Source organism: Pseudonocardia sp. MH-G8, from assembly GCF_002262885.1.
In the GTDB taxonomy this organism is placed as follows: domain Bacteria; phylum Actinomycetota; class Actinomycetes; order Mycobacteriales; family Pseudonocardiaceae; genus Pseudonocardia.
In genome coordinates, this window is record NZ_NKYF01000008.1 from 70,532 (window position 1) to 85,422 (window position 14,891).

Here is a 14,891-nt window from a genome sequence, read left to right on the forward strand (position 1 = left end):
GGAGTGCCGTTCGTTCGGATCAGGCCTCGGTGAGGCGGCCTTTCTCCACCCGCCAGCGGCGTGTCGTGCGCACGCTTTCCAGCATCCTCCGGTCGTGGGTCACCAGCAGGAGCGTGCCGGGGAACGAGTCGAGGGCCTGCTCCAGCTGCTCGATCGCCGGCAGGTCGAGGTGGTTGGTCGGCTCGTCGAGCACCAGCAGGTTCACCTCCCGCGCCTGCAGCAGCGCCAGCGCGGCGCGGGTGCGCTCGCCGGGGGAGAGCGACGCGGCCGGGCGTGGCACGTGCTCGCCCGTGAGCCCGAACTTCGCCAGCAACGTGCGGATCTCGGACTCGGCCCACTCCGGCACCGCGTCGCCGAACGCGCGGGCGAGCGGCTCCGGGCCGAGGAACAGGCCGCGGGCCTGGTCGATCTCGCCGACCCGCACGCCCGAGCCGAGCCCGGCGCTCCCGGAGTCGACCGGGATCCGGCCCAGCAGCGCCCCGAGCAGGGTGGTCTTGCCGGATCCGTTCGCGCCGGTGATGACGACGCGGTCGGCCCAGTCGACCTGCGCGTCCACCGGGCCGAGCACGAACGAGCCGCGACGGACGACGGCGCCGGTCGCCGAAGCCACCACGGCGCCGGATCGCGGAGCGGCGGCGATCGTCATCCGCAGCTCCCACTCCTTGCGCGGCTCGTCGACGACGTCGAGGCGCTCGATCATCCGCTGCGTCTGCCGCGCCTTCGCGGCCTGCTTCTCGCTGGACTCGGCCCGGAACTTGCGGCCGATCTTGTCGTTGTCGGTGGACTTGCGCCGTGCGTTGCGCACGCCCTGCGCCATCCAGTTGCGCTGCGTCTGCGCGCGCTCCTTGAGCCCGGAGAGCTTGTCGTCGTACTCCTCGTACGCCTCGCGCGCGTGCCGGCGCGCGACCTCACGCTCGGCGAGGTAGGAGTCGTAGCCGCCGTCATATACGCCGACCTGCTGCTGCGCGAGGTCCAGCTCGAGGATCCGGGTGACCGTGCGGGCGAGGAACTCCCGGTCGTGGCTCACGATCACCGCAGGCGAGCGCAGCCCCTGCACGAACCGCTCGAGGCGCGCCAGGCCGTCGAGGTCGAGGTCGTTGGTGGGCTCGTCGAGCAACAGCACGTCGTAGCGCGAGAGCAGCAGCGCGGCGAGCCCGGCGCGCGCGGCCTGCCCGCCGGACAGCGAGGCCATCTCCGCGTCGAGGGAGATACCGAGCCCGATTTCCGCGGACACCTCGCCGGCGCGCTCGTCCAGGTCGGCGCCCCCGAGGGAGAGCCAGCGGTCGAGCGCGGTGGCGTAGAGGTCGTCGACGCCGGGGGCGCCGGCGCCGAGAGCCTCCGCCGCGGCGTCCATGGCGACCTGCGCGTCGGCCACGCCGGTGCGTCGCGCGAGGAACGCGGCCACCGTCTCACCGGGCCTGCGGTCCGGTTCCTGCGGCAGGTGCCCGACCGTGGCGTCGGGCGGGCTGAGGAGGACCTTGCCCTCCTCCGGGTCCTGCTCGCCGGCCAGGAGCCGCAGCAAGGTGGACTTGCCGGCACCGTTGGCGCCGACGAGGCCGACCACGTCGCCGGGCGCGACGATCAGGTCGAGACCGGAGAACAGGACGCGGGCGCCGTGACCGGCGGCGAGGCCGGTGGCCTGGAGTGTTGCTGGCATGACGGGCCTACGCTACCGGCCCGGCCGCGATCACCGGAACGCCAGGCAGGCACCCCGTCTGCGCCTACGGCCTCCTGCTCCGGCCCCGCGACCCGTCGACAGGTGCGTGCGGACACGGGGTGCGTGGGCACGCCTCGGCCCTGCACCGCGAGGTGTTGCCGCTGCACCTCCCCGTGGCCCTGCCTCGTAGCTCGGGTTGGGCACAAGCCACGAATATCGTGGTCGTCCGGGCGGCCGTACCCGACCCGGCCCAGGCCTGTCCTGGACGAGCCCGTCACCGCCGAGTGCCACTCGACTGGCTGCGGTGCCGTTCCCGACCCCTTCGACAACCACCTTGATCGGCGGATCAGGGACATCAGCCACACCGGATCGTTGCCGAATCGGGCCCGCGGATGCGGGTGGTGATCGCTGCGAGAAGTACCTGACGTCGCCGCGACAGCACCCACGCACTGCTCGCACCGATCACCCGGCCCTGATCACTCCGACACGTACTCCACCGTCGCAGCACCCGCACCCAGGTGCTGATCAGATCGATCACCGCGGGCCGCGCCCGACCGGCATCGACGCAGTGGCCGCGGTGCGGGCCTGACCGATTCGGCGACTGGCTCCCGGTGCAGCGCATGTCCCGATCCCGCCGATCACGAGAGGCGAACACGCCTCCGACCCGCTCCGGTGATCACCGGTAGGGGGTGGATCGGGACCACCGCAAGGTGCGCACGCACCCAGCAGGGACGGGCTCGTCCGGAACGGGCCTGGGCCCGCGCCGGGAACGGCCGCCCACCCAACCACGATATTCGGCAGTTCTGCCAACCCGGCCGGCCATCTCGCCGACGTGCAGGAGCAGGGGGGAACCCGGCCGACTGCGCGGAAGGCCAGGGGCGGGGTGTGAGGCGGTGGTCGCGAGCCGGGAACGGCCCGCCCACAGGAGATTCCATGACGACGTAGACGTCAGCGGGGTTGGATCTTCCCCTGATCACGAAACGGGCGTTCAGTGGGACGTGCGACGGCCATGATCAGCAGAAATGGTGTGAGGGCGACAGATCTGTCGCCCTCACGCCACTCCTGGCGATCATGGCGCCGAGCCGGCGTGCGAGAAGTACAAGAGCGCGGTGAGGGCCCTGGCGTGCGACTCGTATCGCGCCGGCAAAGGCGTGGGGTCGAGGCATCGGATCCATGACTCGTCGCGACCCGCACAGCGGTTGTGGATCAGGACGCTCGGGGGTTCACTGTCTCGCACTCGGCCGCGCGAGCGATGGGGAGCCAGCCATGAGAGCCATGAACCCCCGCGTCGGAGCGGCTTTCGGGCTCGTGGCGCTCCTGCTCGTGCCCGCGTGCGGCGGCGGGGGCGGCGACGCGGCCGACACCGGCACGATCACCGTCTGGACCGCCGACACGCTGCCCGACCGCGTGGCCGCCACGCAGGCGATCATCGACCGGTTCACCCAGCAGACCGGGGTCCGGGTCGAGCTCGTGGGTGTGGAGGAGGACCAGTTCAACCAGACGCTCACGGCGTCGGCGGCGGCGGGCGACCTGCCGGACGTGATCGGCTCGATCCCGCTGGCGTCGGTCCGGACTCTGGCCACGAACGACCTGGTGAACAGCGAGGCGACGGCCGCGGTCGTCGACGCGCTGGGTCCGCAGACCTGGAACCCCACCGCGCTGGAGCTGACCCGGGAGGGCGAGGAGCAGCTCGCGGTGCCCAGCGAGGCGTGGTCGCAGCTGCTGTACTACCGCCGCGACCTGTTCGACGCCGCCGGCCTACCGGCCCCCACCACCTACGACACGATCCTCGGTGCCGCGCAGGCACTCCACTCCGAGCAGGTGGCGGGCTTCGTCGGCGCCACCGCCCCGGGTGACGCGTTCACCCAGCAGACCTTCGAGCACATCGCGCTGGCCAACGGCTGCCAGATGGTGGACGGCGCAGGCGAGATCACGATCGACAGCCCGCAGTGCGTGGCCGCGTTCGACTTCTACCGTCGGCTGATCACCGACTACTCGGTGCCGGGTACCCAGGACGTCGACACGGTGCGGGCCGCGTACTTCGCCGGGCAGTCCGCGATGGCGGTGTGGTCGACGTTCCTGCTCGACGAACTCGCCGGGCTGCGCAACGACGCCATGCCCAGCTGCCCGGAATGCGCGAACGACGCGTCCTTCCTGGCCGGCAACACCGCGATCGTCACCGGCCTGCAGGGGCCCGACGGCACCGAGCCCGCCCAGTTCGGCGAAGTGATCTCGTGGGCGATCACGGCCGACGCCGCAGCCGGGCCCGCGCAGCAGTTCGTGCAGTTCATGCTGAGCGACGGCTACCTCGACTGGCTGGCGTTCGCCCCGGAGGGCAAGTTCCCGGCGCGCACCGGGAGCGCGCCCGGCGCCACCGACTACGTCGACACCTGGGAGACGCTGCCCGTGGGCGTCGACACCGAAGGGCCGCTGTCGCAGTTCTACCCGCAGGACGTACTGGACGCGCTGTCCACCGGCCCGGAGGACTTCACCCGCTGGGGCATCACCCAGGGCCAGGGCGATCTGATCGGTGCCTCGCTCGGCGAGCTGCCGGTACCCGCCGCCGTCGCCGAGGTCACGAGCGGTGGCACCGATGCGCAGGGCGCCGCGCAGCAGGCCGCCGACGCGCTGCGCGCGATCCAGGACTCGCTCCGGTGACGTCCGGCGCTGTCCGGGCGCCCGCCGCGCCGCCGCCCGGCACCGGCCGGGAACGCCGCGATCGCCGCACGCTGGCGAGTGCGGACGCCCGCGCGGGGCTCGCGCTGATCTCCCCGACGCTGGTCGTCGTCGTGGTGATGGTGGTCGTCCCCATCCTGTGGACGGTGCTGCTGGCGTTCCAGCGGCTCCGGCTGCTGAACCTGCGCAGCGCGGGCCTGTTCGGCGAATTCACGCTGGGGAACTTCGACAACGTGTTCGGCGCGCCGTCGTTCTGGAGCGCGCTGGCCACCACGCTCGCCTACTCGGTGCTCGGCACGGCCGGCGCGATCGGGATCGGGCTCGCCGCGGCGCTCGCGCTGCGCAGGCCGTTCCGCGGGCGCGGGTTCGTCCGGGCGCTGATGTTGCTGCCCTACGTGGCGCCGATCGTCGCGGTGACGTTCGCGTGGACCACGATGCTCAACCCGCAGTTCGGGGTGACCAACCACTGGGGCACCCGGCTGCTGGGCTGGGACGAGCCGATCGCGTTCCTCTCGCAGCGCAGCAGCGAGGTGTCGCTCTTCGGGCTCACGTTCGGGGTGCCGACGGCGCTGCTCACGGTGATCGCGTTCGAGGCGTGGCGCTCGTTCCCGTTCGCGTTCCTGTTCCTCACGGCACGCCTGCAGGCCGTTCCCGCCGTGCTGGAGGAGGCCGCCCGGGTGGACGGCGCCACGCTCACCCAGCGCTTCCGCCACGTGCTGCTCCCGCAGCTGATGCCCACGATCGCCGTGCTGGCGGTGCTGCGGTTCATCTGGACCTTCAACAGCTTCGACGACATCTACCTGCTCACCGGCGGGGGCGCAGGAACCGAGGTCGTCGCGGTGTCGGTGTTCAACTCCCTCACCGCGCGCGGCAACATCGGGGAGGCGGCGGCCCAGGCTCTGGTGCTCGCCGCGATCCTCGCGGTCCTCGTCGGGCTCTACCTGTGGCGGCTCGCACCGCGCGAGGAGCGTTCGTGATGGCGGACGGGCGGGGGTGGAGCCGCGACACCGTCGAGACCCGGGTGTTCGGCGTGCTCCGCGTCGTGATGATCCTGTTCCTGCTGGTCATCACGGTGTTCCCGTTCTACTACATGGTCCTGCTGTCGCTGCGCCCGCTGGACCGGGTGCTGCAGGACCCGGGGGCGCTCTGGCTGCCCCCGTCCGAGGTGGACCTCGACAGCTACGCGAGCGTGGTCGCCCCGCCGTCCGCGGGCGGGCAGGGCTTCCTGGACTTCATGGCGAACAGCGCCCTCGTCGCGCTCGGGACCGTGGCGCTCACCCTGCTGATCGCGCTGCCCGGCGCCTATGCGGTGAGCCGCCTGCGGTTCTTCGGCCACCGGCAGGTCAGCGTGCTGTTCCTGGCGGTCTACCTGTTCCCGCCGATCCTGCTCGCCGTGCCGCTGTTCGTGTTCTTCACCCGGATCGGCCTGCGCGGGACGCTCCTCGGCCTGCTGATCGTCTACATCTCGCAGGTCGTGGCCGTGTCGATCTACATGTTGCGCAACTACTTCGACACGGTGCCGGTGAGCCTCGAGGAGGCCGCCGCGATCGACGGCTGCACCCGGCTGGGCGTCATGCGCCGGGTCAGCCTGCCGCTGGCGATGCCGGCGATCATCGCGAACGCGCTGTTCATCTTCATGATCGCGTGGAACGAGTTCCTGTTCGCGCTGCTGTTCCTGATCGAGGAGCGCGACCGGTGGACGGTGTCGCTCGGGCTGTCCCAGCTCGCCGGCAGCATCGAGATCCCGACCACCGTGCTGATGGCGGGGTCCGTCGTGATCACGGTCCCGATCATCGTGGTGTTCTTCGCGAGCGAGCGGCTGCTCACCGAAGGTCTGACCGCGGGTGCCGAGAAGGGGTGACCCGCCCCTGGACGGAGAGGGCAGGATCACACCATGGTCGAGAACCACCAGCCGGATTTCCAGCCCTACCCGGAAGGCTTCGCGCGCGCGCTCGCGGTCGTCGCCCACCCCGGCGACCTCGAGTACGGCGGTGCAGCCGCCATCGCGCGGTGGACTGCGCAGGGCCGTGAGGTCGCGTACCTGCTGGTCACCAGCGGCGAGGCGGGCATCGACACGCTGCCACCCGCCGAGTGCGGGCCGCTGCGGGAGGCCGAGCAGCGGGCGGCGGCCGCCGAGGTGGGGGTCAGCACCGTGGAGTTCCTCGATCACCCGGACGGCCTGGTCACCTACAGCGTGCCGCTGCGGCGCGACATCGCGGCCGCGATCCGGCGGCACCGGCCGGAGGTGGTGATCACCGTGAACCACCACGACACGTTCCCCGGCGGGTACTACAACATGGCCGACCACCGGGTGGTCGGGCAGGCCACCGTCGACGCCGTCCGCGACGCGGCCAACCGTTGGCTCTTCCCCGAGGTCGGCGAGCCCTGGAGCGCGGTGCGCGAGGTGCTCGTGCTGGCCTCGCCGCAGAGCACGCACGCGGTGGACGTCGAGGAGGCGTTCGACCGCGGCGTCGCGTCCCTGCGGGCGCACCGCGCCTACCTCGAGGCGCTCGGCGGGCCGATGGCCGACCCCGAGCAGTTCCTGCGCGGCAACGCCGAAGCCGACGGCGCCCGGCTGCCCGGAGCCCGCCTCGCCGCCGCCTTCGAGGTCATCCCCACGTAGGCTCCGGCCGTGAACCCGTCGACGATGCACGCCCGCGTCGTCGTCGACGAGCTGGTCCGCTGCGGCGTCACCGACGCCGTGCTGTGCCCCGGTTCACGCAACGCGCCGCTGTCGTTCGCGCTGCACGCCGCCGACGTCGCCGGGCGCCTGCGGCTGCACGTGCGCATCGACGAACGCACCGCAGGGTTCCTCGCGCTCGGGCTCGCGCTGCGGTCGGGACGTCCCGTTCCGGTGTGCACGACGTCGGGCACGGCGGTGGCCAACCTGCACCCCGCGGTGCTGGAGGCCTCCCACGCCGGGGTGCCGCTGCTCGTGCTCAGCGCCGACCGGCCGGCGGAGATGATCGGGACCGGCGCCAGCCAGACCATCGCCCAGACCGGCCTGTTCGGCGGCGCCGTGCGCCTGGCCGTGCACGGTGGGGTCGCGGGCGGCGAGCACGGCCGCTGGCGCTCGTTCGTCGACCGGGCCGTCGCAGCCGCCACGGGTGTCACCGGCGGCCCGCCCGGTCCGGTGCACCTGAACCTGCCCTTCGCCGCGCCGCTCGTGCCCGACGGGACCGGCGAGGCGCCGGAGGGCCGCGCGGGCGGCGGCCCGTGGACGGCGTTGCCGCGCGTCGCCCGCCAGGCGGACCCGCTGCCGCTGGACCAGTCCGCTCCCACGATCGTCATCGCCGGGCACGGTGCCCCGGACGGCCTGCTCGACCTCCCGGTCCCGGTGATCGCCGAACCGGCGTCGGCGGCGTGGCCCGCCGCGCTGCGCACCGGCCCGTGGCTGCTCGGCGCCCCGGCGGCGGCGCCGCTGCGCCCGGTGCAGGTGGTCGTGGCGGGCCGGCCGACGCTGCACCGTCCCGTGCAGAACCTGCTCGCCGCCTCGGACGTCGAGGTGCACGTGCTCGCCGATCCGCACGGGATGCCGTGGACGGACGTCGCGGGCAGCGTCCGCGCCATCGGCGCCCTGCCGCCGCTGACTCCCGATCCGGCGTGGGTGCGCCGCTGGCACCTCGCCGACGCCGCGGCCGCGCGTGCCCTGGACAAGGCCCTCGACGAACCGTCCGCACCGGGTGGGCTCCGGCTGGCCCGCGCGCTGGTCGCCGCGCTGCCCGACGGGGCCCAGCTGCTGCTCGGATCGTCCAACCCGGTGCGCGACGTCGCGCTGGGCGCCGTTCCCCGCCGCGGCCTGAGCGTGCTGTCCAACCGCGGTGTCGCGGGCATCGACGGCACGGTCTCCACCGCGAGCGGAGCGGCGCTGGTGCACGACGGCCCGGCGTACGCGCTGCTGGGCGATCTCACCCTGCTGCACGACACCACCGGCCTCGTGATCGGCCCGGACGAACCGCGCCCCGATCTCACGATCGTCGTGCTGAACGACGACGGCGGCGGCATCTTCGGCCTGCTGGAACAGGGCGCGCCGGCGCACGAGGCCGCGTTCGAGCGGGTCTTCGGCACACCGCACGGGGTCGACGTGGCCGCACTGTGCGCCGCCACCGGCACGGCGTACGCGCGCGTGGACGGCGCGGATATCGCCGAGGCGCTCGCCCCGGCTCCCGGCCTGCGCGTCGTCGAGGTGCGCGCCGGGCGGCGGGAGCTGCGGGAGGGGCACGCGCTGCTGCGCGCGGCCGTGGACGCCGCGGTGGCCGAGGCGCTCTGAGCCTCAGGCCGGTTCGGCGCCGGCCCGGGCCTCCAGCTTCTCGATCGCCCACCGGGCCCAGCCGTGGGTCGCGTCGTACTGGCGCAACCCGTACTCCGCGGCCAGGTAGCCGAACCCGTCGGGGCCCTCGGGGATCTCCGGCGGAGCCTGCTCCATGATCTCGCGCAGTTCCGTGGCCTCCGCCGCCGTGTACGCGGCGATCCTGCGCAGCATGGCGAGCGCGTCCCCGGGCTCCAGCGCGGAGATCAGGAACATCCGCAGCACCTGCTGGTTGCGCACCTTCGTCCCCTGCGGGGGGGTGAGCATCCAGGAGCGCAGCTCGGTGTAGCCCGCGGGCGTCACGGAGTAGGTACGGCTCCCGCGTGCCCCCTCCTCGGTGACCTCCACCAGCCCGCGCTCCGCCAGCTTGTTCAGCTCCGGGTAGATGCTCGTGTGCCCGGCCTGCCAGGCGTACTGGCCGAGAGGGCCGGAGAACTCCTTCGTGAGCTCGTACCCGCTGCGCGGTTCGACGGCGAGCAGCCCGAGCAGGGCGTACGGCAACGACATGCCAGCACCTTACCTGTCGAAGATGGAATGTCGGTATTGACATGTCGGTATCGACACGTGCAGGCTGGGCGCGTCTCCGGAGAGGGAAGTGATCGCATGACCAGTACCGCTCCTGCCCACCTCATGGGTCACCGTGCGCCCGTCGCCGACGAGATCGAGGCCACGGAGCTGCCCGTGGAAGGGGTGCTGCCTCGCGAGCTCACCGGCCGCTACCTGCGCAACGGGCCCAACCCGCTGCCTGGCGAGGTGTCCGCGCACTGGTTCACCGGGCACGGCATGGTGCACGGTGTGCGGCTGCGCGAGGGGCGGGCGCAGTGGTACCGCAACCGCTGGGTGCGGACTGCGAGGCTGGAGGGGAAGCCGGCGGTACGGGCCGACGGCACGTTCGACCACAGCGTCGGTCACGCGAACACGCACGTGATCGAGCACGCCGGCCGGATCATGGCTCTGGTCGAGAGCAGCTTCCCGCACGTGCTGACACCCGACCTGGACACCGTCGGCCCCGACGATTTCGGCGGCAGGCTCACCACGGCCATGACGGCCCACCCCAAGGCCGACCCGGTGACCGGCGAGCTGCACTTCTTCGGCTACGGCGTCCGCCCGCCGTTCCTCACCTACCACCGTCTCTCCGCCGACGGCGAGCTCGTGACCAGCGCCGAGATCGCGGTGCCCGGCCCCACGATGATGCACGACTTCGCGATCACCGACCGGCACGCGCTCTTCCTCGACCTGCCGATGACGTTCCAGTCGCCGCTGCTGGGGAAGGGCATGCCGTTCGGCTGGGACGACGGGTACGGCGCCCGGCTCGGCGTGATGCCGCTGGACCGGCCGGGCGAGGTGCGCTGGTTCGACGTGGAGCCGAACTACGTCTTCCACGTCGGCAACGCCCACACCGACGCAGCCGGTCGCGTGGTCCTCGACGCCGCCCGCTACAGCGCGCCCGACGCCGTGGCCATGTGGGGCGGCCTCGGGTCCGACCCGGCCGGACCTGCTGCCGCCGCCGCGGCCACCGGCACCGCGCGGCTGCACCGCTGGGTGCTCGACCCGGCCACCGGCACGGTCGGCGAGACGGCGCTGGACGACCGCGCGGTCGAGTTCCCCACCGTCGACGACGCGCGCGTCGGGCGGGAGGCCCGCTACCGCTACGCCGTGGCCGACGGGTCGGATCGTGCGGGGATCGTCAAGTTCGACGCCGCGCACGGCACTCGCACCGAACACGACCTGGGCCCCGACACCGTGGCCGGCGAGGCCGTCTTCGTGCCCTCCGCCGCCTCCGACCGCGCCGAGGACGACGGCTGGCTCATGTCCATCACCACCCGCCGCGACGGCAGCGCCTCCCAGCTGCTCGTGCTCGACGCCACGGACGTGGCCGGGCCGGCGGTGGCCGCGGTGACGCTGCCGCGCGGAGTCCCCTCCGGGTTCCACGGGTCCTGGATCGACGACGCCGACCTGGCGGCAGGTTGACCACGCCGCCGGCCGTCACGCCGAAGGAGGCTCCGATGGCTGCGTCCGACGCCCTCGAGTTCCGTCCCGCGGTGATGATCCGCGGCCTCGCGCTGGACGTCGGTCTGCCGCTGGCCACCTACTACGGACTGCACCTGCTCGGCGTGGCCGACTGGCCCGCGTTGCTGGCCGCCTCCGGTGCCGCCGCGCTGCGCATCGGCTGGGATGCGGCACGTCGGCGGCGGCTCAACCTGTTCGCCACCGTCATGCTCGTGGTGTTCGGCCTCGGGCTGGTCCTGTCGCTGGTCAGCGGTGACGCCCGGTTCCTGCTGCTGAAGGACTCGATCACCACCGGTTCGGTGGCGCTGGTGTTCCTGCTCACCAGCGTGTGGGGCACGCCGCTGACGCTGGCCGCGATGCAGAGCTTCGCGCCGCACCGGGCTGCGGCGCTGACGCAGCAGTACCGCGACGACCCGCAGGTCCGGCGCGGCGTGCGGCTCACGTCCGCGGTCTGGGGGTTCGGCCTGCTCGCCGAGGCGCTGGTCCGGGTGCCGCTGGTGTACCTGCTGCCCGTCCCCGTGATGGTCGGGCTGAGCACCGTGCTCTCGCTCGCCGCGTTCGCCTGCCTGATCGGGTGGAACGTCTGGTACGTGGCGCGGGCCCGACGCCGGATGGCGGTGGGGGAGCCCGGGGGTGGCTCGGCACCGTGAGGGGGGCGCCGAGCCGTGCTCGGTAGCGGCCGTCGTCTGCTCAGTGCGGGGCGGGCGCAGCCGGCGCACCGGTGCGATGCGCCGGCAGAAGACGATCGCCAGGACGAACGTCAGCTCGTGCAGGGTGTGGAACACGATCCAGAACGCCTTGAGGTCGAGCGCGTGCGGGCCGCGCAGCAGGCGCCATCGAGCCGGGTGCGTCACCGGCCCACACCGGCACCACCGCGAGGGTCTCGAAGACCTGGGCCCCGTTGAGCAGCAGTTAGACGATCGTGGTGGTCGCCGGCCACAGCAGGGGTCGGCGGCTGTCGGTCGGTGTCATGACATGGCCTCCAGGATGCGGTTCTTGACGGGTGGGATGCGGTCGGCCAGCCGGAGGGCGGCGCGCACGACTCCGCGGCGGATGCGGCTGTGGCTGCCGGCCAGGGCGGCGTTGCGGTGGGAGGCGGCGACTGCGCGGAAGCCGTACTCGAACATCTCGCGCTCGTACTCGCCCACGGCCGCGCACAGGGACACCGCGTCCGCACCCGCCGCGCGCGAGATCTGGCGCGTGAGCGACGCCGCGTCGCGCAGCGCGGTGTTCGCGCCGATCCCGGCCATCGGCGTCATGTTGTGGATGGCGTCGCCGAGCAGGGTCACCGGGCCGCTGGGCCAGGGCGCGGGCCGGGCGGCGCTGCGCATCCGCACCGGGCGCACGGTGTCGGGTTCGGACCCGGCGACGAGCCGTCGCAGGTGCGGCGACCACATGACGATCTGCTCGCCCACCAGCGCCTGGAGCTGCTCACCGGGCAGCCCGACGAGCGTGTCGTGCTCGGGGAAGGTCGCGGCCGTGTCGGCGTAGGCCCAGAACACGTAGTCGCTGGTGGTGTCGAGCAGGAACCCGGGTGGGGCGTCCGCGGGTGGGGCGACGGGCGCCGCGCGGTCGCCCCGCCAGACCGCGCTGAACAGGAATCCGCGGCGGCGCGGGAGCACGCTGACCGGGCTGCGGAGCAGCTCGTCGGGCAGGTCGGTGCCAGGTCCGAGGCGGTGCTTGCCGGCGATCGCGACCACGCCGGTGTCGACGCGGTGGGCGTCCGGGGCGAGCTGGGCCCGCACCCGGGAGTTCGCGCCGTCGGCGCCGACGAGCAGGTCGGCGGCGACGTGGTCGCCGTCGTGCAGCCGCACGGCGACGCGGCCGTCGCGCACCGTGTAGCCGGTGACGGTGCGGCCGTGCTCGACCACGTCGTCGAGGTCGGTGAGGAGGGCCTCGCGCAGGGCGATGCGGCTGATGCCGTGATGACGGCGGGCGGGGTCGGGCTCGCTGCCGTCGACGTGGGCGATCTCGAGCAGCGGGGCGAGGGTCTCGGTGCGGAACGCGAATCCGGGGGTCTCGTCCGAGACCGCGGCGCAGAACGACGCCCAGGCTGCTGGGCTCAGGCACGCGGACAGCGCCGCGGATCCCTGTGGGTCGATGTGGATGCGGTAGCCCTGGAGCCAGTCGGTGCGGCACCGGGTGCGCTCGAGCACCCGTACGGGGACGCCTGCGCGGCGCAACCCGTGGGCGAGGCAGAGTCCGCCGACCCCGCCCCCCGCGATGACGACACCGGGCAGTTGCTTCGTGGTCATGCCGGAAGGGTGCGCGGCTGCCCGCAATTTGTCAATCAGATGAATGACTAGCTTCGGTGGATGGATGACTCAGCTGTACTCGGCTACCCTCCTCACGTGGGAGCACGCAGGGCGCCGAGCGCCGACGCACGACAGCGGGACGCGGAGCGCAGTCGCAGGCTGATCCTCGAGGCGGCCCTCGCCGAGTTCGCAGAGCGGGGCTTCGCCGGTGCACGGACCTCGGCCATCGCCCGGCGAGCCGGGGTGAACGCCCAGCTGATCTCGTACTACTTCGACGGCAAGGCCGGGCTCTACCAGGAGCTGACCCGGCAGGGGCGGCAGGGGAGCGACCGGCTGGCCGACCCGGACATGCCGCTGGACGAGGTCGTCGCGGCGTTCCTGCGCCAGAACGTCGCCCAGCGCGAGTGGGCGCGCCTGCTGGTCTGGGAGGCGCTCTCACCTGTAGGGGACGACGCGGAGGCCACGGCGCCCGCGTTCTTCCAGGACATGATCGAGGGGATGCGGCTGCGCCAGGAGCGTGGAGAGCTGGCACCCGAGCTGGACCCAGCTGCTGTGCTCGTGGTGCTGTTCGCCGCGGCGTTCGCACCCGTGGTGCTGCCGCAGCTCACCGCCGCGGTGACCGGGCACGCACCTGATTCCGATGAGGCCGCCGACGAGCTGGCCGCACGCCTGCGACCCGTCATCGCCCGGCTGCGGTGACCTCGGCCCGCCCGCGGGCTCAGGCTCGCGCCGGTGGGATGTCCGCGTCCTCCAGGGCGTCCCGGATGGGCACCATCTTCGCCGCGGCCTCCCGCACCTCCGTGTCGGGATCGGAGTCGGCGACGATGCCGCAGCCGGCGAACAGCCGGGCGACCGGCCCGTCCAGCTGGGCGCACCGCAGGGCGATGCCCAGCTCGCCGTCGCCGTTGCCGTCCACCCAGCCCACTGGGCCCGCGTAGCGGCCGCGGTCCATGCCCTCCAGCTCGGCGATGAGCGCGACCGCGGCGTCGCGGGGTGTGCCGCCCACCGCCGCCGTCGGGTGCACGGCCGCGGCCAGCTGCAGGAGCGACGTGGGAGCCTGCGGGTCCAGGGTGCCGTGCACGTCGCTGGCCAGGTGCGAGACGTTCGGCAGCGCGATGACCGACGGCGTCTGCGGGACCGTGAGCTCGGTGCACAGCGGGCGCAGCGCGGCGGCCAACGAGTCGACGGCCAACGCGTGCTCGTGGCGGTCCTTCGCCGAGCCCAGCAGCTGGCCGGGAAGGTCGTCGCTCTCGCCCGGCCAGATGGTGCCCGCCAGCACCCGGGACGACACGGTGCCTGCGGTACGGCGCACCAGCATCTCGGGGGTGGCCCCGACCAGCCCGTCGACGGAGTAGGACCAGCAGGTCGGGTAGCGCTCCGCCAGGCCCCCGAGCAGGAACCGGGCGTCGAGCGGGGCATCGCCGACGGCGAGCAGATCGTGCGCGATCGCGGCCTTGTCCAGCTCGCCCGCCCGCATCCGGCGGACCGCCTCCGCCACGGCACGGCGGTACCCGGCCACCGGCAACCGGCCGTCGGCGAAGCGCAGCGTGCCGCTGGGGCGGACCGGGCTCACGGCCCGCACCGCGGAAGGACCGTCGCCGTGCGAGAACTCCGTGATCCACGCGACCCCGTCGCGGCGCGCCACCAGTACCCGCGGGACGACGAGGACCGAGCCCGGCGAGTCGTCGGCGAATGTGAAGCTGGCGAACGCGACCGGCCCGGAGCCGGGGGCACCGACCTCGTCGTGGACGTCGAGCCTCTCGGTGAACGAGCTCCACCACGCATCCGCCTCGGCGAACCGGTCGGGGCCTGCGACCGTGATGCGGGCGACCTCGCCCCATCCGACGAGCCCGTCCGCGGCGCGCACCCAGCTCAGCGGGTTGCGGTCGTCGGGGAGCAGGTCGAGCAGCCGGCCCGGGTCGTCGAGGGGCCTGGTCCGCACGCCCAACCCGGTCGGTAGCGCGGCGATCGTCACCTTTCCGAG

The 14,891-nt window shown here is 73.3% G+C and carries 12 protein-coding genes; 8 read left to right on the plus strand and 4 right to left on the minus strand.

All coding sequences use genetic code 11. The features are described 5' to 3' along the window. Nucleotides 1-19: 19 nt before the first annotated feature. Nucleotides 20-1,657 (minus strand): ABC-F family ATP-binding cassette domain-containing protein, encoded by a 1,638-nt coding sequence (locus CFP66_RS19845; RefSeq protein WP_094926451.1) that lies wholly within the window; start codon nt 1,655-1,657, stop codon nt 20-22. 1,266 nt (nt 1,658-2,923) lie between these two features. Here CFP66_RS19845 and CFP66_RS19850 point away from each other — a divergent pair. The 5 genes from CFP66_RS19850 to menD are packed head-to-tail and all read left to right on the plus strand — an operon-like array spanning nt 2,924 to nt 8,603. Further along, the gene (locus CFP66_RS19850) at nt 2,924-4,315 is read left to right on the plus strand and encodes an ABC transporter substrate-binding protein (protein ID WP_198961560.1); all 1,392 of its coding nucleotides are present in this window, start codon (nt 2,924-2,926) and stop codon (nt 4,313-4,315) included. Next, nucleotides 4,312-5,310, plus strand: a complete 999-nt coding sequence (locus CFP66_RS19855) for a carbohydrate ABC transporter permease (protein ID WP_198961561.1) — start codon at nt 4,312-4,314, stop codon at nt 5,308-5,310. Before CFP66_RS19850 ends, CFP66_RS19855 begins: the two co-directional genes overlap by 4 nt. Continuing rightward, nucleotides 5,310-6,194 carry a carbohydrate ABC transporter permease gene (locus CFP66_RS19860; RefSeq protein ID WP_094926456.1) on the plus strand — a complete coding sequence of 295 codons (885 nt, stop codon included), beginning with the start codon at nt 5,310-5,312 and terminating at the stop codon, nt 6,192-6,194. Before CFP66_RS19855 ends, CFP66_RS19860 begins: the two co-directional genes overlap by 1 nt. A gap of 33 nt (nt 6,195-6,227) precedes the next feature. Beyond that, nucleotides 6,228-6,956, plus strand: coding sequence for a PIG-L deacetylase family protein (locus CFP66_RS19865; RefSeq protein ID WP_094926458.1), 729 nt, complete (start codon nt 6,228-6,230; stop codon nt 6,954-6,956). 9 nt (nt 6,957-6,965) lie between these two features. Further along, nucleotides 6,966-8,603: a 2-succinyl-5-enolpyruvyl-6-hydroxy-3-cyclohexene-1-carboxylic-acid synthase gene (gene menD / locus CFP66_RS19870; protein WP_094926461.1), complete on the plus strand. Its 1,638-nt coding sequence runs from the start codon at nt 6,966-6,968 to the stop codon at nt 8,601-8,603. A 3-nt stretch (nt 8,604-8,606) separates the two neighbouring features. Here the strand turns inward: menD and CFP66_RS19875 are convergent, their stop codons facing one another. After that, entirely contained in the window at nt 8,607-9,149 is a 543-nt protein-coding gene (locus CFP66_RS19875; protein ID WP_094926464.1) for a PadR family transcriptional regulator, read from the minus strand. A 96-nt stretch (nt 9,150-9,245) separates the two neighbouring features. Here CFP66_RS19875 and CFP66_RS19880 point away from each other — a divergent pair, with 96 nt between their 5' ends. Continuing rightward, entirely contained in the window at nt 9,246-10,613 is a 1,368-nt protein-coding gene (locus tag CFP66_RS19880; RefSeq protein WP_094926466.1) for a carotenoid oxygenase family protein, read from the plus strand. A 35-nt stretch (nt 10,614-10,648) separates the two neighbouring features. Then, nucleotides 10,649-11,302, plus strand: a complete 654-nt coding sequence (locus CFP66_RS19885; RefSeq protein ID WP_094926469.1) for a VC0807 family protein — start codon at nt 10,649-10,651, stop codon at nt 11,300-11,302. A 318-nt stretch (nt 11,303-11,620) separates the two neighbouring features. Here CFP66_RS19885 and CFP66_RS19890 read toward each other — a convergent pair whose 3' ends face one another. Continuing rightward, nucleotides 11,621-12,907 (minus strand): NAD(P)/FAD-dependent oxidoreductase, encoded by a 1,287-nt coding sequence (locus CFP66_RS19890; RefSeq protein ID WP_094926471.1) that lies wholly within the window; start codon nt 12,905-12,907, stop codon nt 11,621-11,623. 96 nt (nt 12,908-13,003) lie between these two features. Between CFP66_RS19890 and CFP66_RS19895 the strand changes: the two genes are divergently transcribed. Beyond that, nucleotides 13,004-13,606 (plus strand): TetR/AcrR family transcriptional regulator, encoded by a 603-nt coding sequence (locus CFP66_RS19895; RefSeq protein WP_158228156.1) that lies wholly within the window; start codon nt 13,004-13,006, stop codon nt 13,604-13,606. Between the two features lie 19 nt (nt 13,607-13,625). On the opposite strand, the gene CFP66_RS19900 is transcribed toward CFP66_RS19895, so the two are convergent. After that, nucleotides 13,626-14,882: an isochorismate synthase MenF gene (locus tag CFP66_RS19900; RefSeq protein ID WP_233159562.1), complete on the minus strand. Its 1,257-nt coding sequence runs from the start codon at nt 14,880-14,882 to the stop codon at nt 13,626-13,628. Between the last annotated feature and the right edge of the window lie 9 nt (nt 14,883-14,891).